The organism is Mycolicibacterium baixiangningiae (assembly GCF_016313185.1).
Taxonomy (GTDB): Bacteria; Actinomycetota; Actinomycetes; order Mycobacteriales; family Mycobacteriaceae; genus Mycobacterium; species Mycobacterium baixiangningiae.
In genome coordinates this window covers 3,942,593-3,963,847 of record NZ_CP066218.1, presented here as the reverse complement: position 1 = coordinate 3,963,847, position 21,255 = coordinate 3,942,593, and the positions used below count along the sequence as shown (strand labels likewise).

Sequence of the window (21,255 nt, the reverse complement as noted above, 5' to 3'; positions counted from 1 at the left end):
CCACGCCGCCACCACCCCGATGCACCCCGCTGCCATCGAGGCGATGACGGCGGTGCTGACCACCGTCGGTAACGCCTCCTCGCTGCACGGAGCGGGCCGGGTCGCGCGCCGCCGGATGGAAGAGGCCCGCGAGACGCTGGCGCGCCTGCTGGGCGCCCGCCCCTCGGAGATCATCTTCTGCGCCGGCGGGACCGAGAGCGACAACCTCGCGGTCAAGGGCATCTATTGGGCCCGCCGCGACGCCGAGCCGCGACGCAACCGCATCGTCACCACGCCGATCGAGCACCACGCCGTCCTCGACGCGGTGCAGTGGCTGGTGGACCACGAGGGCGCCGAGGTCACCTGGCTGCCGGTGGAGGCCGACGGATCGGTGGCCCCGGCCGCGCTTCGGGAGGTACTGCGCTCCTGCGACGACGTGGCGCTGGTGTCGATCATGACGGCGAACAACGAAGTCGGCACCCTGCAGCCGATCGCCGAACTGGCCGCCATCGCCGCAGAGTTCGCGGTCCCGATGCACAGCGACGCGGTGCAGGCCGTCGGCCAGATCCCGGTGGATTTCGCGGCGAGCGGGCTGTCGGCGATGAGCGTGACGGCGCACAAGTTCGGCGGTCCCACCGGAATCGGTGCGCTACTGCTGCGCCGCGACACGGCCTGCGTACCGCTTCTGCACGGCGGCGGCCAGGAGCGCGACGTCCGTTCCGGCACCGCCGACGTGGCGGGGGCGGTCGCGATGGCGGCGGCGGCCCGGATCGCTGTCGAGGGGTTGGAGGCCTATCGCACGCGGGTGTCGGCGCTGCGCGACCGGTTGATCGACGGCGTGCTGGCGACGATCGACGACACCTACGTCAACGGTGCCCGCGTGGACCGGCTGCCGGGCAACGCGCACTTCACGTTCCGCGGCTGCGAAGGTGATTCGCTGCTGATGCTGTTGGACGCCAAGGGAATCGAGTGTTCGACCGGCTCGGCGTGTACCGCGGGGGTGGCGCAGCCGTCGCATGTGCTGATCGCGATGGGCGCCGACCCGGCGAGCGCGCGGGGTTCGTTGCGGCTGTCGCTGGGCCATACGAGTACCGACGCCGACGTCGACGCGGCCCTCGACGCGCTGCCGGCGGCGGTCGACAGGGCGCGCCAGGCCGCGCTCGCGGCATCGGGAGTTGTTGACTGATGCGGGTTCTAGTTGCGATGAGCGGTGGCGTCGACTCCTCGGTCGCCGCGGCACGCATGGTCGACGCCGGCCATGACGTGGTGGGTGTGCACCTGGCGCTGTCGGCCACTCCCGGCACGTTGCGCACCGGCTCGCGGGGATGCTGCTCGAAGGAGGATGCCGGGGATGCGCGCCGAGTGGCCGACGTGCTCGACATCCCGTTCTACGTCTGGGATTTCGCGGACCGCTTCAAAGAGGATGTGATCGACGACTTCGTCGCGTCCTACGAGCGCGGTGAGACGCCGAACCCGTGTGTGCGGTGCAACGAGAAGATCAAGTTCTCGGCGCTGTCGGGACGCGCCCTGGCACTGGGATTCGACGCGCTGGCCACCGGCCACTACGCGCGGCTGTCCGACGGCCGGCTGCGTCGTGCCGTCGACCACGACAAGGACCAGTCCTACGTGCTCGGGGTGCTGACCGCCTCGCAGCTACGGCACGCGGTCTTCCCGATCGGCGACACCCCCAAAGCGCAGATCCGCGCGGAAGCCGCGGAGCGCGGTCTGGCCGTCGCGGACAAGCCCGACAGCCACGACATCTGCTTCATCCCGTCGGGGGACACCCGGGCGTTCCTGGGTGCGCGGATCGGGGTACGGCGCGGTGCGGTGGTCGACGCCGGCGGTGCAGTGCTCGCCGAACACGAAGGCGTGCACGGGTTCACGATCGGTCAGCGCAAGGGGCTCGGTATCGCCGGGCCAGGGCCGGACGGGCGACCGCGGTACGTCACCTCCATTGACGCCTCGAGCGGGACGGTGCGCGTCGGTGGGGTCGAGGATCTCGAGGTGTGGAAACTCATCGGGGAGCGGCCTGTGTTCACCTCGGGAGTCGCGTTCACGGGCCCCGTCGAGTGCCAGGTCCAGGTGCGTGCGCACGGCGGGCTCGCCGATGCGGTGGCGTCTGTTGATTCCGGCGTGCTGTCGGTGGAGTTGCGGGCGCCGCTGCGCGGTGTCGCGACGGGGCAGACGCTGGTGCTCTACCGGCCCGATCCGTCCGGCGATGAAGTGCTGGCAAGCGCGACGATCAGCGCGGCCGACGGGCGTTAGCTGAGCCCTGTTACGTAACGGGGTGGCGATTCTCGCGCGCGAATCTCGCCGTGGCGTTACTAAGAATCGTGGCGATTTCATCGCTTACGCAAGTGACTGCGGTCCGGCATGGTGACCAAGCCCTAGTTCACGATGCGTCGCCGGCCGCAAGAGCGTGGCGCAGTCGACGGAAAGAACCACCACCCCGATGCCTGCCTCCCGCGCTGCCGCCTCCTGCCCGCATCACCGACCCCACCCGCGCCGACAAGATCCACCCGATCGGTCATGTGGGGCAGTACTTCCAGGTCCCCGGCGTCCACCTGTGTGAACCGTCGTTGCAGCGGACGCCGGTGCTGTACCAGGCGGGCGTGTCGACCCGAGGACGGCAGTTCGGCGCCGAGACGCCGAGGTGGTGTTCATCGGGGCGCCGACCAAGGAGGTGCTGCGTGACGCCGTGGCCGGGCACGTTGCGGCACAAGCTGTTCGGCCGCGGAGAGCGGCTACCCGAAATCCACCGCACGGCGGGCTACCGTCGCGTCTCCCCGGAGGCAGTTCGATGACCACCACCTCGACCGAACGCGTCACCTTCGGCCCGGACCGCCTCACGCGGCTGATCACGGAGATCGCCGAGGGCGCTCTTGAGCGCGAACGAACCGGCGAGCGACCCTTCGCCGTCATCGATCTGGTGCGCGAGTCGCGCCTGGGCGCACTGCGGGTGCCCAGCGCCGACGGCGGCGGCGGAGCGAGCCTGCGCGACCTGTTCGCGACGGTGATCGCGTTGGCCGCGGCCGACGTCAACGTCGCCCACATCCTGCGTGGCCATTTCGCATTCGTCGAGGAGCGGCTGCGGCTGGGCGGTGCTGAACGCAGGCGGGCGATCGACCTTGCGCTGAGCGGGATGATCGTCGGTAATGCGTCGACCGAACTGGGTTCGGCGCCGGCCGGGGCATTCACCTGGCAGACCAAGCTCACCCCCGACGGTGACGGTTACCGGCTCAACGGCAGGAAGTTCTTCACGACCGGCACGCTCTACGCCGACTATGCCGAGGTGCTGGCCAGCAATCCCGAAGGTGCGACGGTGATCGCGCTGGTGCCCACGGATCGGGCCGGCGTGACCGTGCTCGACGACTGGGACGGTATGGGGCAGCGCGCCACCGGTACGGGGACCGCGATTTTCGACGACGTCGCCGTGTCGGCCGACGAGCTGTTGCAGTTCGCGCCGCCGGACGCCGACACCGAGCCGCCGGCGCTGTACCTGTCGGGTGCGTTCTTCCAGCTGTATGTGACGGCGCTGGAAGCCGGTGTGCTGCAAGCGCTTCGGGATGACGCGGTGGCGCATGTGCTCCAGCGGCCGCGCAGCTTCGCATGGGCGCCGACTACTACGCCCGCCGATGACCCGCTGTTGCAGCGGGAGATCGGAGAAATCGCCGCGGCGGCATACGCATCGGAGGCGACGGTGCTGGCGGCGGCCGACGCGCTGGCGGCCGCGTTCGACGCCGATGTGGCCGGCACCGATCCTGGTTTGGACCTGGCGCACGAGGCGTCGCTGCGGGCGGCCGCGGCCAAGATCGTGGTCGACGGGCTCGCGCAGAAGTCGGCGTCGCAGATCTTTGACGTGGGCGGCGCGTCGGTGGTGCGGCAGGCCCACCTGCTCGACCGGCACTGGCGCAACATCCGCACGCTGGCGTCGCACAACCCGACGTCGTACAAGGCGCAAGCGCTGGGTGCCTACTACGTGCGGCAGACGCGGTTGCCGGGGAGCGGCTACTTCTAAAGGGCTTCGCCCGCGAAACAGCATTCCCGGCTGTCAAGGTGTCGCCTTGACGACCGGGAATGCTGTTTCGCGCGGGGCGCTACCTGGCGCCTTGTCACGAATACGCCCGCGCCTGCAAGTGCGCGAACACGCTTTCATCGGAGCTGCCCCGCGACGGGAAGTAGACGAATAGTGTCTGACCGGGTGCGCCGTCGACGCTGAAGGCTTCAAATTGCAGCGTGATGACGCCAAAGTCCTTGACGGCGAAGCGTTTCTGGCCAATGGTGCGGGCGTAGACGTCCTGGGTGGACCACAGCTTGGCGAAAGTGGCGTCTTCGGTGGTGAGGTACTCGATGAGCCCCCCGACATCACCGTCAGGGTAGGCCGCGGACGCGGTGCGCAGCCCGGCGACGACCTGGCCGGCGATGATGTCCCAGTCGGGGTAGGTCTCCTTGGCGCGCGCGTCGAGGAAGGTGAAGACGGCGAGATTGCAACCCGGGCTCCATCCTGGGTTGATGCGCTCGGCCAGTTCGGTCGCGGCGAGGACGTCTCGGCGGGCGTTGACCACGAAGGCCGGGAAGGCCGACCACAGCGCGAGCAGTTCGCTCACACCGGGCCGAACGGCTTCGGCCATTGGGCGGCCCCTGGTGGCGCGCCGAGATGCCGGAGAACCCAGGCGGTGCAGATGGTCTCGTTCGGCGGTGTCCAACCGCAGCGCGTCGGCGATGGCGTCGAGCACCTCGGGTGAAGGGTGGCGGTCGCGGCCCTGCTCGAGGCGGGCGTAGTAGGTGGCGCTGACGCCGGCGAGGGTCGCCAGCTCTTCGCGGCGTAGCCCTGGCACGCGACGGCGGCCGAGCAGGACCACTCCCGCCGCAGCCGGGTCGACCCGTTCACGGCGACTACGCAGGAACGACCCCAGGGAGTGGATCTCTGCTTCCATCCCCTCATCGTAGGGGCGTTTCGCGCGGACACTAGCCCTGCTAGCACCACCCTTGACAAGGCGTGGCGCCGCCGTGCGGACGGTGGCCACCATGGAAAACATGACTTCACCGATTGATGTGCACTCGCCCGTCTGGCTCATCACGGGATGTTCGAGCGGCCTCGGCCGAGCCCTGGCCACCCACGCCCTCGAGCGCGGCGACCGCGTCGCCGTGACTGCCCGGAATCGGGATGCCGTCACGGCGCTGGCGCAGGCGTACGGTGACCGCGCACTGCCGCTCACACTCGACGTCACCGATCCGGTATCGGTCGGCGCTGCCGTGGCCGAGACCGAGGGCGTCTTCGGGCGGATCGACGTCCTGGTGAACAACGCCGGTTACGGATATCTGGCTGCCATCGAAGAGGGCGAGGACGCGGCCGTGCGCCGACTCTTCGACACCAATGTGCACGGCGTGACCACCGTCTTGAAGGCGGTGTTGCCCGGCATGCGGGCCCGCCGAAGCGGCCGCATCCTCAACGTGCCGTCGTTCGGCGGGTTGGCCGCCTTCCCCGCCACGGGCTACTACCACGCAACCAAGTTCGCTCTGGAGGGCCTGTCGGAGTCCCTCGCTGGTGAGCTCTCCCCGCTAGGCGTCCACGTCACGATCGTCGAGCCGGGCGGGATGCGCACCGACTGGGCCGGCGCCTCGATGCAGCAATCACCCGTGCGCATCGCCGACTATGACGACACGGCCGGCAAGCGTCGAGAGAGCACGCTGGCGGTGTCGGGCAATCAGCCCGGTGACCCCGCGCGAGCGGCATCGGCCATGGCGGCAGTCGTCGACGCCGCCGAACCGCCGCTGCGTCTGTTGTTGGGTTCCGACGCACTCGGTGGGGTTCGCGCGCGTTTGGATCGCCTCCGCGCCGAGGTCGACGCCAATGAGGCGTTGACCGTCAGCGCCGACTGGCGTTCCCCGTGACGCGCCCAGCTCGGCACCACCTCGAGCTGGCCACGTCGGCCAATCTGCCTGCCGTTCGGTGCCTTTGGCCGAATTCGCGGCCGTAATCGGTACACCCGGTTGCTTTTCGGATGAGTCCCGCAGTCGTCAGCGGGGCGCAATCAACAGTTGCTGCTATTGAGGAGTGGTCATGCGTTTCATCTTCGACACCGACGAATCGTTCTCGTTCGAGACATTGCGCGCGGTCGGGTACAGCGTCTACGGGGGAGCTGACATCGGCGAGGTCATCACCACCGCGGAGCGGATCACGCCGATGGACTGGGAGTCCTGGTATCGCGAATGGCGGGGTCTTGCCGACCGGATCGCGGCCATCGCCGACGAGTGCGCCGCAGGTGGGCACGCGGTGAGCGCCGCCGGCGCCTACCTGCGGGCCTCCAACTACTACCGGACCGCGGAGTTCTTCCTTCGCGATGACCCCCGCAACGATCCGCGGGTCGCGGATACCTCCGCCCGCGCCATCGAAACGTTTCGAAGCGCAGCGCACATTCAGGGGCGGTGGGAACGGGTGCGCATTCCCTACGAGGGGATCCTGCTGGAGGGTTACTACCTCAACGTCAGCGGAGATGATCCCGGGCCGACGTTGTTGGCGCACGGGGGTTTTGACTCGACAGTCGAGGAGATGTTCTACGCCGTCGGGGAGGCCGCGGGCCGATACGGGTGGAACTGCCTGATCTTCGAGGGCCCCGGGCAGGGATCGGCCCTGCGCGTGGAGCATCTGCCCTTCCGGTACGACTGGGAGGCTGCGGTCACCCCCGTGCTGGACTTCGCCCTCACTCTGCGCGGGGTCGATGCCGATCGCGTCGCGCTTCTCGGGATGAGCATGGGCGGCTACCTGGCACCGCGCGCGGCCGCGTTCGAGCACCGGCTCGCCGCATGCATTGCCTACGACGGCATCTTCACCTTGCCTCCGGGCTTGCCGCCCAAGCCCGAACCCGACGATCACGATGGGTCGAAGCGGGTCGCGGCGATGGACGCCATGCTCGCCGAGCGAACGACATTGCCGTCCTCGCCGCGATGGGCACTGTCGAGCGCGCTGTGGGTCTTCGACGTCGCGAACGCCCGAGAACTGCTCGACGAAGTCGACAAGTACGACCTCACCGACGTCGCGGCTCAGATCCGCTGCCCGACGCTGGTGTGCGACGCCGAACACGACCAGTTCTTCCGCGGGCAGCCGGCTGCTCTCTACGAGGCCCTGCGGTGCCCGAAGACCTTCCTGGCGTTCACGGCGGCCGAGGGTGCCGGCGAGCACTGCCACGAGGGTGCGCTCACCTTGTTCCACCAGCGGATGTTCGACTGGCTCGACGACACGGTCCGGGCCTGAGCGGCCGAAGGAATCTGATCGAAGTCCATCCGCCGCCACTCGTAGGAGCCGTAACCCGTGACGCCCTCTGCCGAACGAATCGATGTGCACACCCATGTCATCCCACCCTTCTGGGGAGAGGCGTTGCCCGGCTGCGGCGGTGATCCCTCCGGCTGGACACTGCCGTCGTGGAGTCCCGACGCCCATCTGAACTTCATGGACCGGAATCAGATTGCTACGAGCATCCTGTCCCTTTACTGCACCGAGCGTCGTGGGTTGGCCGGATGATCGGCGTTGTTCGATGGCTCGCCGCGTCAACGAATACGTGGGCACACTGGTCGCCGAGCGACCCACCCGCTTCGGCAACTTCGCGACGCTGCCGCTGCCTGACGTAGACGGCGCTGTCTCCGAGGCGCGCTTCGCCCTCGAGGAGCTCAATGCCGACGGCGTGGTTCTGCTGAGCAATTGCGACGGCGTCTACCTCGGTGACTCGCAATTCGCGCCGCTGTGGAGCGCGCTCAACGAGCACTCCGCCGTGGTGTTCATTCATCCCGGCCACCCGCTGATCCCCACACTCCCTGACGTGCCAGGCCCGTTGGTGGACTACCCCTACGACTCGACCCGCACGGCGGTGCACATGGTGTTCAACGGAGTGCTCGACGACTACCCGCGCCTCAAGGTCATCCTCTCGCACGCCGGCGGGTTCCTTCCCTATGCGGTCACGCGGTTCTGCCTGCTGCAATCCGGACTCGATCAGCAGGGCCCCTCGGCGGATGCACTCGAAGCGACGTTCAAGAGGTTCTACTTCGACACCGCATTGTCGTCCAGCGCAGACGCCCTACCGAGCTTCCTCGCGTTCGCCGATCCCGCCCGCATCCTCTACGGCAGCGACTTTCCCTACGCCCCAGAGTTTGTGGGCACGCGGTTCACCGAGTTACTCGACGCTGGAGCCGGCGAGCAGAGCGCGGCGATAAATCACGACAACGCGGCGAGGCTGTTCCCTCGGCTGGCCTACAGAAGGCTGTGAGTCCGACAGGCGCCTTCGCACGTCACGTCGTTGGTGACTTTCTCGACCCCGTGGCAACTCCTGCCTGGGTCAGCTGCTGGTCGACGGTCTCGCAGGCAAGCCGCGCTGTGGACCGCAGCTGACCCATTGACGACCCACCTCGACTCAGCACAGCCAACGATTGGATCACGGCGACGACGAATGTCGCTAGTTCGTCGAGCAGCGTCGGATCGCTGTGGGTGACATCGAGGGCAGACCTGGCCCGCGCGTACTGCTTACCGAGGAGATCCCGCACGCATGTTGCACTATCGGAGGCCAATAGTGGTGACTCGATGGCGGATTGGGCGACCAAGCACCCGTCCGGAACGTCGGGGTCGGCGATGCGGTCCAGTACGACGTCCAGCATTGCTCTGACCGCTGCCACCGGATCGGTGCGAGCACCGGCGAGCGCCGCGTCGAAGCGGGCGCTGTAGATGGCGGAATACCTTTCGAGTGCCCGCCGAAAGAGCTGGTCCTTGCTGCCGAAGGTTCCGTATAGCGAACCGCGCCCCAAACCAGTTGCGGCGCTGAGTAACTCAAGCGATGAATCGGCGTATCCGCGCTGCCAGAACACCCGCATGGCCTGGTCGACCGCGGTTTCCACATCGAACTGCTTGCGGCCCGACATACGCGACAACTCCTCCCGTCGATCACATCGGAGCCTACTCGTCGTGGAACGACCGGTCCAACAACGACGATCAGCACATCGGCCCGCGATGTTGTACTGTTCAGTCAAAGATGCTTGACATCCACTTGGTGTGGTCGACAGGAGCCCGCGCCGCTGAGGGCGCAGCTCATGAGAGCCAGTACGTCGATGGAGGGAAACGCGATGTCTGATATACGAATTGGGTGGCTGGGTACCGGTCGCCTGGGCACCGCCATGGCGACGAGGCTCCTGAAAGGCGGGACCACGAACCTCGCTGTGTGGAACCGCACCGCATCGAAGGCCGCGGCGCTGGTGGCGGCCGGCGCCGGTCAGGTCGACACCATCGATGAACTGACTGGCTGTGACGTCGTCTTCACCACGGTGATGGCCTCCCCAGACCTGCTTGCCGTCACTCTGGACCCAGGCGGATTGCTGGCCGGCACGACGGCACCAAAGCTGCTCGTGGACTGCTCCACAGTGTCCGAAGACGCGGCCGACCGTGTGCGCAGCGCGGCCGCCGATCGTGGCACCGCAATGCTCTCAGCGCCGGTGAGCGGCAACGCAACTATGGTCGCAGCGGGTCGAGCAGCCATCGTCGCGTCCGGTCCCAAGGAAGCCTTTGAGGCCGCTCGTGGCTATCTGGAAACAATCGCGGCCAGCGTCGTGCACTGCGGGCTGAATGAAGAAGCGCGCCTGGTGAAGTTATGCCACAACCTGTTGCTCGGCATCATCACCGAAGCGCTGGCCTAAGTCGTCACCCTGTCCGAGAAGGGTGGCGTCGCCCCGGCGGCGTTCTTGGACTTCATCAATGGCACCGTCTTGGCGTCCACGTTCATCGAGAACAAGGGCAACGCCATTCGGTCCCGCGACTACGAACCCACGTTCACCTCGCGGAGCCTTCGCAAGGACTTCGACCTCGGATTGGCGGCAGCGCGCGCTCTGGAGGTGCCGCTGCCCTTGGCGGCAGCCACCCACCATCTCATTCAGACCGCGATCGGCTACGGCTACGGCGAGGACGACTACGTGACGCTGTACGAACTCGCAGCGCGGGCAGCCGGAATCGACCGTGAGGAGCAGGGCGCATGACCGTCGAAAGAGGAGAGCGCGCACCGTTGGCGCCATGGGCGATCAACCACGTCGGCGTGACGGTGCCCGACGTATTCGCCGCGATCGACTGGTACGGGAAGGTATTCGGCTTCCGCTGCATCATGGGGCCAAGGCTGCTGGAGTCGACTGGTCACCGCGAAGCAGGGTCCTCGCTGGGCCCGAGCTTTCAGCGCGCGTGGCAGGCGCACCTGCTGAGCGGCAACAACGTCGGCATCGAACTCTTCCAATTCATCGACCCGCCGGTCCGGGACCGAGACCACGACATGTCGATCGACTTCACCCGCCGCGGACCATGGCATGTGTGCATGACCTACCCGGACGTGGCGGAAGCCCTCCGCGTCATCGTGGCCAACGGCGGCGCCATGCTGTCCGAGCCGACGACGTTCGTACCGGGACGGCCCTGGGTCCTCGCCTACGCGGCCGATCCGTGGGGGACAGTTCTGGAGGTCATGAGCCACAGCTACGCCGAGGCCTTCTCCAACTGGCCGCAGCCCGGGCAACTGGAACCACCAACGCTCATAGAACGTCCTTCGAACCCCGGTAGCGCTGCGCCTTGAGTGAACGCTGCTAACCCGGCACGTTGGCGAGGATGTTCGTCATCACGATGTCGGGCACCGATTCGGTGAATGCGCAGAACGTCACCTCGACCAGGACCGCCGACTTCAGGCGGTAATCGCGGCCGCAGTCACCGGGCCGGGTGTGCACCGCATCGGGCGTCGCCGTCCACTCGCCGATATAGGCCGGACCGTAATCGCTTGTCCCGCAACCGTCGACCTGCATGACGAGCCCGTCGAACGCGCGCCGCGCGGTCGGCCCATCGCGATACCCGGCGGCGCCCTGCGAGATCTGGCCACCGTCCGGCGGATTCTGGAACGTCGTCTTGTGGAACTCCTCGACCTCATCGCCGAACGTCTGCGATTCGGCGAACAGCCACGCGCACTGCTCGGGCATCTGTTCCATCAGCGGTTCGATGTCCACCGGGATCTTGCCGTCCATGCTGGGAATGATTGACAGATCCTCACCAGCCCCGGTGATCGCCTGCATCTGCGCCGTCTCGAGAAGCACGGTGTCGACGTCGACGGGGGAGCGGGAGTCGTCGTCGAGGCCGGGCACCGGCCGGACCGCGGTGCCGCCGACCATTGACACGCACCCGGCGGTGAGCACGGCTGCAGCGGCCGCCAGCAGCGTCCTGGCCTGTGCGGTCATCGCCGTCCCCTTCCTGAAGACGAGCCTAACCGCGTCGCATACTGTGCACCGGGTGACTGTTTACGCCGCCGCGACCGGCATCGGATCCTGGCCCGGAGCGAACCCGCGGGAGGCGGCCGAAGTCGTCGTCGGCGAGTTGCACACCCTGCCGCACCTGGTGGAACTCCCGTCCCGGGGGATCGGCGCCGACATGATCGGCCGCGCCGGAGCGCTGCTGGTCGACATCGGGATCGACATCGTCCCCCGCGGCTACCGCATCGCCCACGGTCGCAGCTCCGCGGTCCGCCGCGCCACCAGCCTGCTCGACGAGGACGTCGACGCGCTCGAGGAGGCGTGGGAGAAGGCCGGTCTGCGCGGCTCCGGCCGCACCGTCAAGGTGCAGGCGCCCGGGCCGATCACACTGGCCGCCGAACTCGAACTCCCCGGCGGCCACCGCGCGCTCACCGACCGCGGCGCCGTGCGCGATCTGGCGGGCTCCCTGGCCGAGGGTGTGGCCGTGCACCGTGCGGAGGTGTCGCGCCGGCTCGACACCCCGGTCGTCGTGCAGTTCGACGAACCACTGCTGCCGGCAGCGCTGGCCGGCCGCCTCACCGGGGTGACGAGCTTCTCCCCGGTGCATCCCGTCGACGAGGTGGTGGCCACCCAACTGCTCGACGACTGCGTCGCCCGCGTCGGCGGTGAGGTGGCGCTGCACAGCTGCGCGGTCGGACTACCATGGAAATTGTTGCAGCGCAGTCAAATCCAAGCCGTGTCGGTGGACGCCGTCACGCTCACCCCCGAAGACCTCGACGGTATCGGCGAGTTCGTGGAGTCGGGGCGCACGGTGCTGCTCGGCGTCGTGCCGGGCACCTCACCAGCGGCGCGGCCGTCGGTCGAACACGTCGCCGGAACGGCGGTGTCGCTGACAGACCGCCTCGGCTTCCCCCGCGCCGTGCTGCGTGAGCGCATCGGTGTGACCCCCGCCTGCGGGCTGGCCACCGCCACGCCGGAGTGGGCCCGCATCGCGGTCGAACTCACGCAGAAGACCGCTGACGCGTTCGCCGAGGACCCCGACGAGATCTAGTGGCGCCTTCGCGTCCGTCGATCATTTCCTGCCAGCGGTCGGTCAATCACTGCCAACGGGATGGAAGCCGCTGACCTGCAGGTTATTGCAATCAGACCGGCCAGGAAAACCCTCCAGACCGAACGGACACGAAGAGGTACGAAAATGAACAAGTTCGGATTCGCCACCATCATCGCCGGCGGACTGGCCACCGGATTCCTGGCCTTCGCCGCCCCCGCCCAGGCCGCCCCCGCCGGGCCCGGCAACGCCCAGGACGGCATCAGCTCGCTCGACGACCGCGGCTACGAGGTCCGCGTCAGCCAGCAGGGCATGAACAAGCCCCTCGACCAGTCCAGCATCGTCTCGGTCCGCTACGACAACGACGACCGCGTCGTCTACGTCACCACCCGCTGACCCAGCTCAACGCCCGCGAGACTGCGGTGAGATCACCAAAACCGTCGAAACGGTGATCTCACCGCAGTTTCGGCGTAACGGAGAGCCTCAGCGGCGGAGGTCTTTCCGCAGGATCTTGCCCGCCGCCGACTTCGGGATCGCGTCGATGAACTCGACCTTGCGCACCTTCTTGTACGGGGCGACCTGACCGGCGACGAAATCCATCACTTCCGCCTCGGTGAGCGACGCGTCGGGTTGGCGCACCACGAACGCCTTCGGCACCTCTTCGCCGGATTCTGTGTCGACGACGCCGATCACGGCCGCATCGGCGATCGCATCGTGGCTCAGCAGCACTGCCTCGAGTTCGGCGGGCGGCACCTGGTAACCCTTGTACTTGATCAGCTCCTTGAGCCGGTCGACGATGTAGACGCAGCCGTGCGCGTCCACCTGGGCGAGGTCGCCGGTGTGCAACCACCCGTCGTCGTCGATGGTCTCCCGGGTGGCCTTCTCGTTGTTGAGGTAGCCGGCCATCACGTTGGGGCCGCGGAACCACAGCTCACCGGTCGCGCTCATACCGCTTGTGGGAACGTCGATCTCGGCACCGGTTTCCGGGTCGGTGAGCCTGCTCTCCGAATTCGGCACGGTCCAGCCGCTCGACGCAAGAGGCGCCACGGTCCCGACTAGTGCGGTGCCGCCGTCGAACGGCGTGACATGGCTGACCGGGCTGAGCTCACTCATCCCGTAGCCCTGCACCACCGCACAGCCCAGGCGCTCGGCGACCGCGTGGCCGAGGTCCGCGTCCAGGGGTGCGGCCCCGGACATGATGCCCTGCAGCGAGGACAGGTCGTACTCGTCGATCAGCGGGTGCTTGGCCAGCGCGACGGCCACCGGCGGCGCGATGAACGCGTAGGTGCACCTGTGGTCGGCGATGTTGGCGAGGAATTCGGTGAGGTCGAAGCTGGGCATGATCACCAGCGCTGCCCGGGCGTGCAGCGCCGCGTTGAGCAGCACCGTCATCCCGTAGATGTGGAAGAACGGCAGCACCGCCAGGATGCGGTCGTCGGCGGTCATGCCCTGCACGGGACGGATCTGCGCGACGTTGGCCACCAGGTTGCGGTGGGTGAGCATGACGCCCTTGGGGTTGCCGGTCGTGCCCGAGCTGTAGGGCAGCACCGCCAGGTGCGTGGCCGGGTCGAAGCTCACCTCCGGCGGCGCAAGGCCCGGGCCGAGCAGGTCCGCGGCGTTGGGGTGTCCGTCAGCGGCAGCTCCGGGGCCGTCGAGCACGATCACGCGGTCGTCGGCGAGTCCGGCGGCGGCGGCACCTTCGGCGGCCTGCGCCAGCAGCGGCGTGACGGTGACGAGCATCGTGGCTCGGGAATCGGTCAGCTGCTTGGCGACGTCCTTGGCGGTGAACAGGGCGTTGATCGTGGTGGCCGTCGCGCCGGCGCGGAGGATGCCGTGGAAGGCGATCGCGAAGGCCGAGCTGTTCGGTGCGTGCAGGCCGACGACGTCACCCACCCCGATACCGCGGTCGGCGAGCGCGCCGGCGAAGGCGTGGATGCGGGCGAGCATCTCGCCGTAGGTCAGCTGGTCGCCGGAGCGGGTGTCGATCAGGGCGACCCGAGCGGCGTCGGTGTCGCTGAGGTCGTTGAACAGGTAGTCGTAGACACTGGTCGTCGGGATCTGGACGGCGGGGTACGGGCTGGCGAAACTCATGGTGCCCCGATCGAACCACGAGCGGCGCCACGCGCGGTCAGGGTCCGTCGAGTTGCTTGACCAACCGGCGTGGCGCGACCAACCGGAACGAGGCGTCGATGAGTTCGCGGACCTCGTCCCAGTCGACGTCGGCCCGGTCGAAGTCCAGCCCCAGCCAGCCCGACGGGCCCAGGTAGGCAGGCAGGAAGAAGCGGTCGTCGGCCTGCAGCGCCTCCCGGTCGGACTCGTCGACCTTGACCAGCACGCAGTGCGGCACGGTGGTCATCTCACCGGTCTCCTTGGTGCTGCCGCCGTACATCGCGAACATCTTCGACACGAAGAAGCACGGCCGTCCGTGTGAGACCTTCTCGTAGGCCTCGGGATAACCCAGCGCGATCGCCCGCACCTCGGCCAGCCCGGGATCGTGGTCGCGAAACATGATCGGATGCGGCACAACTCCAGGCTAAATCGTGTCGGTGCAGCGCGATAGCCTTCCTACGTGAGCTCGAAAGACGCCGAGGCGGCGCTGGCCGAACAGGCTGAGGACGCACTCGATGCCGACCTGCGCCGCGAATGGCAGGAGCTGGCCGACGAGGTGCGCGAGCATCAGTTCCGCTACTACGTGCGCGACGCACCGATCATCACCGACGCGGAGTTCGACACGTTGCTGCGCCGGCTGCAGGCCCTCGAAGACCAACACCCAGAGCTCCGCACGCCCGATTCGCCGACCCAGCTGGTCGGTGGCGCCGGGTTCGCCACCGATTTCACCCCCGCCGAACACCTCGAGCGGATGTTGAGCCTGGACAACGTGTTCGACCCCGACGAACTCGCCGCCTGGGCGGGCCGGCTCAAGAGTGAGATCGGGGAGGGCGCCCACTATCTGTGCGAGCTCAAGATCGATGGAGTGGCGCTGGCCCTGGTGTACCGCGACGGGAAACTCGAGCGGGCCGCCACCCGCGGTGACGGCCGCACCGGCGAGGACGTCACGCTCAACGCCCGCACCATCGAGGACATCCCGGAGCGGCTCACCGCCTCCGACGAGTTCCCGGTGCCCACGGTGCTCGAGGTGCGCGGGGAGGTGTTCTTCCGGATCGCCGACTTCGAGGAGCTCAACGCCGGGTTGGTCGCCGAGGGCAAGGCGCCGTTCGCCAACCCCCGCAACAGCGCCGCGGGTTCGCTGCGGCAGAAGAACCCGGCGGTCACCGCGCGGCGCAACCTGCACATGATCTGCCACGGACTGGGACGGATAGAAGGTCCTGCGGGGTTCCCGTTCACAACGCTGCACGATGCGTACCGAGCGCTCAAAGACTGGGGTCTGCCGGTCTCCACGCACACCACCCGGGTGCAGGGCCTCGACGCGGTGACCGAGCGGATCGCCTACTGGGGTGAGCACCGCCACGACGTCGAACACGAGATCGACGGGCTCGTGGTCAAGGTCGACGACGTGTCCCTGCAGCGCAGGCTCGGCTCGACCTCCCGTGCTCCGCGCTGGGCGGTGGCGTACAAGTATCCGCCCGAGGAGGCGCAGACCAAGCTGCTCGACATCCGGGTCAACGTCGGCCGCACCGGCCGTGTCACCCCGTTCGCCTACATGGAACCGGTGAAGGTGGCCGGTTCCACAGTCGGGCTCGCGACGCTGCACAACGGCTCAGAGGTCAAGCGCAAGGGTGTGCTGATCGGCGACACCGTCGTGATCCGCAAAGCCGGTGACGTGATCCCCGAGGTGCTCGGCCCGGTGGTCGATCTGCGGGACGGTTCCGAGCGCGAGTTCGTGATGCCCACGCACTGCCCCGAGTGCGGCACCGAACTGGCCCCCGCCAAGGAGGGCGACGCCGACATCCGCTGCCCGAACTCGCGCACCTGTCCCGCGCAGTTGCGGGAGCGGGTGTTCCACGTCGCCGGCCGCGGCGCGTTCGACATCGAGGGCCTGGGCTACGAGGCGGGCATCGCGCTGCTGCAGGCCGGGGTGCTCACCGACGAGGGCGATCTCTTCACCCTCACCGAGGACGACCTGCTTCGCACGTCGCTGTTCACCACGCAGAAGGGGGTGGTGTCGGCCAACGGCAGGCGGCTGCTGGCCAACCTCGGTAAGGCCAAGGCCCAACCGCTGTGGCGGGTGCTGGTGGCGCTGTCCATCCGCCATGTCGGGCCGACGGCGGCGCGCGCGCTGGCCACCGAGTTCGGCAGCCTCGACGCGATCATCGAGGCCTCGGAGGAACAACTCGCCGCTACCGAGGGGGTGGGCCCGACCATCGCGGCCGCGGTCAAGGAGTGGTTCACCGTCGACTGGCACTGCGCGATCGTCGAGAAGTGGCGCGCCGCGGGGGTGCGGATGGCCGACGAACGCGATGCCAGCATCGCCCGGACGTTGGAGGGGCTCTCGATCGTGGTGACGGGGTCGCTGCCCGGGTTCTCGCGTGACGAGGCCAAGGAGGCGATCATCGCCCGCGGCGGCAAGGCGGCGGGGTCGGTGTCGAAGAAGACCGCGTACGTCGTCGCCGGAGACGCACCCGGCTCGAAATTCGACAAGGCCGTGGAACTCGGTGTGCCGGTTCTCGACGAGGACGGGTTCCGTCGCCTGCTGGAGAACGGGCCCGAGGAGCCGGCGGACTAGCGATAGCCCTTCCGGATGTCGTCGACGACGCGGGGGTGCTCCAGGGTCGACGGCTCCAGGTGCCGGCGCGCCACGTCCGCGGAGAACACCGTCGCGGCGTCGAGCACCTCCTGGTTCAGAAACCGCAGCGGCCCAACATGATCGGGCACGGTGGGCGTCGGGGGCGTCGACCCGCGACGGGCCAGCGCGAAACCCCAGTCCCCGAATGTGGGCACATGCACGTGGTACGGGGTGACCGCGAAACCGGCGGACTCGATCGTCGACACGGTGCGCCAGAACGCCGTCGGCGTCGAGTACGGGCTGCCCGCCTGCACCACCATCAGACCGCCGGGCGCCAGCGCCCGCGTGACCAGAGCGTAGAACTCCGTCGAGTACAACCGGCCCAGCACCGGATTGTCCGGGTCGGGCAGGTCGACGATCACGGCGTCGAACGTCCGGTCGGCCGTGCGCAGCCAGTTCATCGCATCGCCGACCACGACGGTGACGCGCGGGTCGTCGAGGGCGCCACGATTGGTCTCGTGCAGCGTCGTGCGGGCCAGGCTGATGACCGCCGGATCGAGCTCCACCTGAGTGATTTCTTGAATATCTTTCTGACGCAACAACTCCCGGGCGGCCAGCCCGTCGCCACCGCCGAGTATCAGCGCCGAGCGGACGCCGTCGCCGAGTGCGGGGTAGACCAGGCTCTCGGTGTAGCGGAACTCGTCGCGGGTGGAGAACTGCAGACCGCCGTCGAGGTAGAGGCGCATGTCGTCACCGCGTTTGGTGACGACGATCTCCTGGTACGACGAGCGGGCGAACGCGACGATGGGGTCGGTGTAAAGCCGCTGGCGTGTGGTGGTTTCGATGTCGTCGGCGCGGATCAGCAGTGTGACCAGCAGCGCCAGGGCGGCGGTCAGCACACCGAGCGCGACGCCCAGTTGCCGGCCGGAGACGATGTGGCGCAGCAGGAACACCGCGACGACGGCCGCCGCGACGAGGTTGATGACGCCGGTGGCGGCCGCACCGCGGATCATGCCGAGGTGGGGGAGCAGCAGGAACGGCCAGAACAAGCCGCCGACGAGCGCGCCGAAGTAGTCGGCGGCATTGAGGTTGGCCAGCACGCGGCCGCTGTCGGCGGCGCCGGCGGTGCGTCCGCGTTGCAGCAGCGTCATCAGCAGCGGGACCTCGGCGCCGACGAGGCCGCCGATCAGCGCCGTGCCGACCACCAGCACCCATGTCGAACCGCCGATGAATGCGAACGTGACGTAGAGCGCGGCGGCCGAGAGACCGCCGATGACCCCGAGCAGCGTCTCGACGGCGACGAACGCGATCGCGGCGTGCCCCAGCAGGGGTTTGACCGCCAGCGCGCCCGCGCCCAGCGCCGCCACGTAGCCCGCGACGATCAGCGACGTCGCGACGATCCCACCGCCGTGCATGCTCGACGAGAGGGTCAGCAGCGCCAGTTCGTAGACCAGACCGCAGGCGGCGCAGGCGGCGACGGCGGCCAGCAGCAACGCCCGCCACCGGGTGGTGGGCCGGTCGGTCGCCGGGTCGGCGGCTGCGGGTTCCGTCGTGGTCATGAGTCCGTCGCCGTCATGAGTCCGTCGCCGTCATGAGAGCGCGGCGGCGTTCACCCCTCCCACCGCCAGCAGGACGACGGCCGTCGCGATCGCCGAGGCGTGCAGCCGTTCGGCCTCGATCAGGTCGCGGAAGCGCCCCGGCACCAGCACTTCGAGCACCACCAGCGCCACGCCCTGCAGCAGCACCCCGACGATGCCGTAGACGGCGGCGTCGACCAGCCCTTGGGCGAGCTCGCTCGAACTGGCCACGATCGCGGTGGCCACCACGATGGCGAGTGCCGCGTACATCCCCGAGGCGACCACCACCGCATTGGGCCGGGACTCGACGAACACCAACCGGCGCAGATTGCCGGGGGTGAGCAGGTCGACCAGCGCGAACCCGGCCGCCAAGACCAGTGCCCCGACCACGAAGTAGAGGATCGCAGCCACCACGTTCTGCGCGAGGCTCTCACCGCTGATGGTGCCGAACTCAACGGCCAGGTACATCGGATTCTCCTTCGTGGGGGGTGTCACTTCGAACCGTCGGGACCGCCCGGGCTGCCGCCCGACCCACCGGACGGTGAACCGGGGAAGAAGCCGGGACCGAGAAAGATGAACCCGCCCGAGCTGTAACGGGCGCCGAGGTCCTCGACACGGATGGTGCAGGGCCGGGTGCCGTCGGGGCCGACGATGACGACCTCGTCGTCGTAGCGCAGATACGTCACGCCGCGGTCGGTCATCCGGGCCTCGGGCGGAACCTGGGCGGCCAGTTCGTCGGCCACCGCGCTCGGTGACCCGGTGCACGTGTAATTGGTGCCGTCACCGTCGGTGCGGTACTGCGCGTAGTTCTCGGCGACGTGGTCGCGGATGTTGCCGCCTTTCAACGACATCCCGAGTAGCAGGCACAGCACGCCGGCGACGGCGAGGACGCCGGACAGGGTGAACAGGCCGGTGCGCGTCACGGGCGCCACCGGGAGGTCGTGTACACCGCGGTGCCCCCGTCACCGGCGGGATAGAGGTGCCAGGTGTGCCACCGCCATCCCGGCCCGTCCGGCTGCGCCTGCAGGACGGTCAGCGCGGCGTCGTTGCCGGGAAACCGGCCGCCGAGGCTGTGCCGGTCGGTCAGGCAGCGCTCGTGCAGCCGGGCCGCCAACTCCGTGAAACGCGTTGCGTCGCAAACTGTTGTCTCGGAGTCGAGGCAGTATCCGGGGGCATCGTGGCGACCGGGAAGCGCGCGGCCGTGCTCGTGTGCCGAGCACGACACCTCTTCGCTGAACCGAACCTCGGGATGCTCGACGGTGACGACGTGGGAGGCGCCGAGCACGCCCAGCACGAGGGTGCCCGCGCCGGGGTGCGGCAGCCGGATGCTGGCCAGCGTGGTGGGGGCGGGCGCGTTCAACGCCAGACCGAGCGCCGCGCCGTCGACGTCGGCCGGGGCCACAGCGAGTTCGTGGAACGGCACCGTGCCCCTAGGAGCCGGCGGGGGGAGCCGGGTAGACGGTGAGCTCGCCGGGCAGCACCGTGCGGCCGACGGAGACCTCCCACGGCATCGAGGGCGCCCAGCGCTCGAAGCCCAGGAAGGAGTCGCCGGCCTTGTCGGCGTAGTCGACGAACTCCATGTCGCCGCCGGCGGGCAGGCCGGTGGTGCCTTCGGTCGTGTACGAGGCGTGACCGTGTTCGGTTTCGACGTACCCGATGCCGTCGACGACGTGCGGGCCGCCCGGCTGCAGCTGCAGATCGGGGCGGCGCGTCCACATCGCGAGTTCGAGGCGGCCCTCGTCTTCTTCCACGCTGAACCACACCGGTTCGGCGCCGCCCTCGAGCAGATGCTCCCACCAGACGAACGGGCCCTGGCGCAGCGTCACCGACCCGCGGACGATGAGGTCGACACCGCCGTAGCTGACAATGGCGCCGGGCCCGAGCTGACGGGGCCCGAACTCCTGGGGGCTGTCGAACTTCAGGGGGTCGGTGCGGTGGGGCGCCGGCTTCTGCTTCTTCGATCGCTGCAGCGCCATCACCAGTGCGATGACGGCGCCTGCCAACAGCGCAATGGCCAAGATGATCAAGAGCGTGCGCACAGGTGCCTTCCAGACGGCGGCCAGGAATCGGTCTCAACCGACCGTAACAGCCGCCGCCCGGAGGGCTGGTCAGGAAGCCGCGTCAGGCGGCGCCACGCAGCGCGTCGCGCGCCCGGTCGATCAGCGACGCGAACGGGCCGAGGGCGAAGTTCGCCGCCGCGGATTCGACTCCGGGGTGCGGATGGGTCGGCGCGATGCGCTCTGCCACCTGGACCGCGACGGCGAGCCGTCCGAGTTCTTCGGCGTCGAGATGCTCTGTGAGCAGCGGGAACTCCTCGGTCTCCTCCTTCTCGGCGTGCTCGAGCACGGCCGCCTGGAGGTGGACGAGTCCCTTGGTGAAGTCAGCCGTGTCGATGTCGAGCTTCTCGAGTTCGGACAGCGCGACCTTGGAGTCGTGTTCTTCGGCGAGACGTGCGTCGACGACGGCGCCCGCTCCCTCGATCTTGCGGCGCACCCGGGGGTGCACCATCATCTCCTCGGCCGTCTCGTGGACGGCCAGCATGGTTCGCAACCGGGTGAACGCCTCACGTTTGGTGTCGGCGTCGGCGGCGTCGAGGGTTTCGGCGAACAGCGCACGGATCGCTTCGTGTTGCGCCTCGAGGTAGTCGACGACGTCCTGACCGGTGTTGATCGGCTTCTGAGCCACGCGAGAAACCTCCGCATGTCGGTGTGAAAAGG

At 68.5% G+C, this 21,255-nt stretch carries 24 protein-coding genes and 1 pseudogene; 14 read left to right on the top strand and 11 right to left on the bottom strand.

Features of this window, described 5'->3' with window-relative positions; all coding sequences use genetic code 11:
- Window positions 1-19 precede the first annotated feature (19 nt).
- The 4 genes and pseudogenes from I7X18_RS18745 (at window position 20) to I7X18_RS18735 (ending at window position 3,997) form a co-directional block, all read left to right on the top strand.
- Complete coding sequence (locus tag I7X18_RS18745; protein WP_404822713.1) at window positions 20-1,165, top strand: cysteine desulfurase family protein; 1,146 nt, start codon at window positions 20-22, stop codon at window positions 1,163-1,165.
- Complete coding sequence (mnmA, locus tag I7X18_RS18740) at window positions 1,165-2,244, top strand: tRNA 2-thiouridine(34) synthase MnmA (RefSeq protein WP_193043532.1); 1,080 nt, start codon at window positions 1,165-1,167, stop codon at window positions 2,242-2,244. The genes I7X18_RS18745 and mnmA overlap by 1 nt, the downstream gene beginning before the upstream one ends.
- A 227-nt stretch (window positions 2,245-2,471) precedes the next feature.
- A pseudogene (locus I7X18_RS29665) lies at window positions 2,472-2,683 on the top strand (5,10-methylene tetrahydromethanopterin reductase); the annotation flags it as partial.
- Between the two features lie 96 nt (window positions 2,684-2,779).
- Complete coding sequence (locus I7X18_RS18735; protein WP_193043531.1) at window positions 2,780-3,997, top strand: acyl-CoA dehydrogenase family protein; 1,218 nt, start codon at window positions 2,780-2,782, stop codon at window positions 3,995-3,997.
- Window positions 3,998-4,091: 94 nt separating this feature from the next.
- On the opposite strand, the gene I7X18_RS18730 is transcribed toward I7X18_RS18735, so the two are convergent.
- Complete coding sequence (locus I7X18_RS18730) at window positions 4,092-4,916, bottom strand: helix-turn-helix transcriptional regulator (protein ID WP_193043530.1); 825 nt, start codon at window positions 4,914-4,916, stop codon at window positions 4,092-4,094.
- Between the two features lie 100 nt (window positions 4,917-5,016).
- On the opposite strand from I7X18_RS18730, the gene I7X18_RS18725 reads away from it, so the two are divergent.
- The 4 genes from I7X18_RS18725 (at window position 5,017) to I7X18_RS18715 (ending at window position 8,240) form a co-directional block, all read left to right on the top strand.
- Window positions 5,017-5,874 carry an oxidoreductase gene (locus tag I7X18_RS18725; protein ID WP_193043529.1) on the top strand — a complete coding sequence of 286 codons (858 nt, stop codon included), beginning with the start codon at window positions 5,017-5,019 and terminating at the stop codon, window positions 5,872-5,874.
- Between the two features lie 169 nt (window positions 5,875-6,043).
- Window positions 6,044-7,234 carry an alpha/beta hydrolase family protein gene (locus I7X18_RS18720; protein WP_193043528.1) on the top strand — a complete coding sequence of 397 codons (1,191 nt, stop codon included), beginning with the start codon at window positions 6,044-6,046 and terminating at the stop codon, window positions 7,232-7,234.
- 57 nt (window positions 7,235-7,291) lie between these two features.
- On the top strand, window positions 7,292-7,501 hold the full coding sequence (locus I7X18_RS29865; RefSeq protein ID WP_269751278.1) for a hypothetical protein: 210 nt from the start codon (window positions 7,292-7,294) through the stop codon (window positions 7,499-7,501).
- Between the two features lie 13 nt (window positions 7,502-7,514).
- Window positions 7,515-8,240, top strand: coding sequence for an amidohydrolase family protein (locus I7X18_RS18715; protein WP_269751277.1), 726 nt, complete (start codon window positions 7,515-7,517; stop codon window positions 8,238-8,240).
- 22 nt (window positions 8,241-8,262) lie between these two features.
- On the opposite strand, the gene I7X18_RS18710 is transcribed toward I7X18_RS18715, so the two are convergent.
- The gene (locus tag I7X18_RS18710; RefSeq protein ID WP_193043527.1) at window positions 8,263-8,886 is read right to left on the bottom strand and encodes a TetR/AcrR family transcriptional regulator; all 624 of its coding nucleotides are present in this window, start codon (window positions 8,884-8,886) and stop codon (window positions 8,263-8,265) included.
- A 168-nt stretch (window positions 8,887-9,054) separates the two neighbouring features.
- Here I7X18_RS18710 and I7X18_RS18705 point away from each other — a divergent pair, with 168 nt between their 5' ends.
- The 3 genes from I7X18_RS18705 to I7X18_RS18695 are packed head-to-tail and all read left to right on the top strand — an operon-like array spanning window position 9,055 to window position 10,568.
- Window positions 9,055-9,654: an NAD(P)-dependent oxidoreductase gene (locus I7X18_RS18705; RefSeq protein ID WP_319017956.1), complete on the top strand. Its 600-nt coding sequence runs from the start codon at window positions 9,055-9,057 to the stop codon at window positions 9,652-9,654.
- 45 nt (window positions 9,655-9,699) lie between these two features.
- The gene (locus tag I7X18_RS18700; RefSeq protein ID WP_198730458.1) at window positions 9,700-9,990 is read left to right on the top strand and encodes an NAD-binding protein; all 291 of its coding nucleotides are present in this window, start codon (window positions 9,700-9,702) and stop codon (window positions 9,988-9,990) included.
- Window positions 9,987-10,568, top strand: coding sequence for a VOC family protein (locus tag I7X18_RS18695; RefSeq protein WP_193043526.1), 582 nt, complete (start codon window positions 9,987-9,989; stop codon window positions 10,566-10,568). The genes I7X18_RS18700 and I7X18_RS18695 overlap by 4 nt, the downstream gene beginning before the upstream one ends.
- 10 nt (window positions 10,569-10,578) lie before the next feature.
- On the opposite strand, the gene I7X18_RS18690 is transcribed toward I7X18_RS18695, so the two are convergent.
- Window positions 10,579-11,217, bottom strand: a complete 639-nt coding sequence (locus I7X18_RS18690; RefSeq protein ID WP_193043525.1) for a sensor domain-containing protein — start codon at window positions 11,215-11,217, stop codon at window positions 10,579-10,581.
- Window positions 11,218-11,269: 52 nt separating this feature from the next.
- Between I7X18_RS18690 and I7X18_RS18685 the strand changes: the two genes are divergently transcribed.
- Complete coding sequence (locus I7X18_RS18685; protein WP_193043524.1) at window positions 11,270-12,280, top strand: uroporphyrinogen decarboxylase/cobalamine-independent methonine synthase family protein; 1,011 nt, start codon at window positions 11,270-11,272, stop codon at window positions 12,278-12,280.
- Window positions 12,281-12,424: 144 nt separating this feature from the next.
- Complete coding sequence (locus I7X18_RS18680) at window positions 12,425-12,673, top strand: hypothetical protein (protein WP_193043523.1); 249 nt, start codon at window positions 12,425-12,427, stop codon at window positions 12,671-12,673.
- A gap of 87 nt (window positions 12,674-12,760) precedes the next feature.
- On the opposite strand, the gene I7X18_RS18675 is transcribed toward I7X18_RS18680, so the two are convergent.
- Together I7X18_RS18675 and I7X18_RS18670 are read right to left on the bottom strand one after the other, a co-directional pair.
- Window positions 12,761-14,368: a 4-coumarate--CoA ligase family protein gene (locus tag I7X18_RS18675; protein WP_193043522.1), complete on the bottom strand. Its 1,608-nt coding sequence runs from the start codon at window positions 14,366-14,368 to the stop codon at window positions 12,761-12,763.
- A 37-nt stretch (window positions 14,369-14,405) separates the two neighbouring features.
- Window positions 14,406-14,801 carry an MmcQ/YjbR family DNA-binding protein gene (locus tag I7X18_RS18670; RefSeq protein WP_232375271.1) on the bottom strand — a complete coding sequence of 132 codons (396 nt, stop codon included), beginning with the start codon at window positions 14,799-14,801 and terminating at the stop codon, window positions 14,406-14,408.
- Between the two features lie 45 nt (window positions 14,802-14,846).
- On the opposite strand from I7X18_RS18670, the gene ligA reads away from it, so the two are divergent.
- The gene (gene ligA, locus I7X18_RS18665; RefSeq protein WP_193043521.1) at window positions 14,847-16,961 is read left to right on the top strand and encodes an NAD-dependent DNA ligase LigA; all 2,115 of its coding nucleotides are present in this window, start codon (window positions 14,847-14,849) and stop codon (window positions 16,959-16,961) included.
- On the opposite strand, the gene I7X18_RS18660 is transcribed toward ligA, so the two are convergent.
- From I7X18_RS18660 to I7X18_RS18635, 6 genes are all read right to left on the bottom strand, one after another.
- Window positions 16,958-18,520, bottom strand: a complete 1,563-nt coding sequence (locus I7X18_RS18660) for a polyamine aminopropyltransferase (protein ID WP_193043520.1) — start codon at window positions 18,518-18,520, stop codon at window positions 16,958-16,960. The two genes, ligA and I7X18_RS18660, sit on opposite strands and share 4 nt — an antisense overlap.
- 30 nt (window positions 18,521-18,550) lie before the next feature.
- On the bottom strand, window positions 18,551-19,006 hold the full coding sequence (locus I7X18_RS18655; RefSeq protein ID WP_193043519.1) for a DUF350 domain-containing protein: 456 nt from the start codon (window positions 19,004-19,006) through the stop codon (window positions 18,551-18,553).
- Window positions 19,007-19,029: 23 nt separating this feature from the next.
- A complete protein-coding gene (locus I7X18_RS18650) occupies window positions 19,030-19,461 on the bottom strand; it encodes a DUF4247 domain-containing protein (protein WP_193043518.1) in 432 nt (143 codons plus the stop codon).
- Window positions 19,458-19,961 carry a DUF2617 family protein gene (locus I7X18_RS18645; protein WP_193043517.1) on the bottom strand — a complete coding sequence of 168 codons (504 nt, stop codon included), beginning with the start codon at window positions 19,959-19,961 and terminating at the stop codon, window positions 19,458-19,460. The genes I7X18_RS18650 and I7X18_RS18645 overlap by 4 nt, the downstream gene beginning before the upstream one ends.
- Before the next feature lie 7 nt (window positions 19,962-19,968).
- On the bottom strand, window positions 19,969-20,577 hold the full coding sequence (locus I7X18_RS18640) for a DUF4178 domain-containing protein (protein ID WP_193043516.1): 609 nt from the start codon (window positions 20,575-20,577) through the stop codon (window positions 19,969-19,971).
- Between the two features lie 82 nt (window positions 20,578-20,659).
- Entirely contained in the window at window positions 20,660-21,223 is a 564-nt protein-coding gene (locus I7X18_RS18635) for a hemerythrin domain-containing protein (protein ID WP_193043515.1), read from the bottom strand.
- Window positions 21,224-21,255 lie beyond the last annotated feature (32 nt).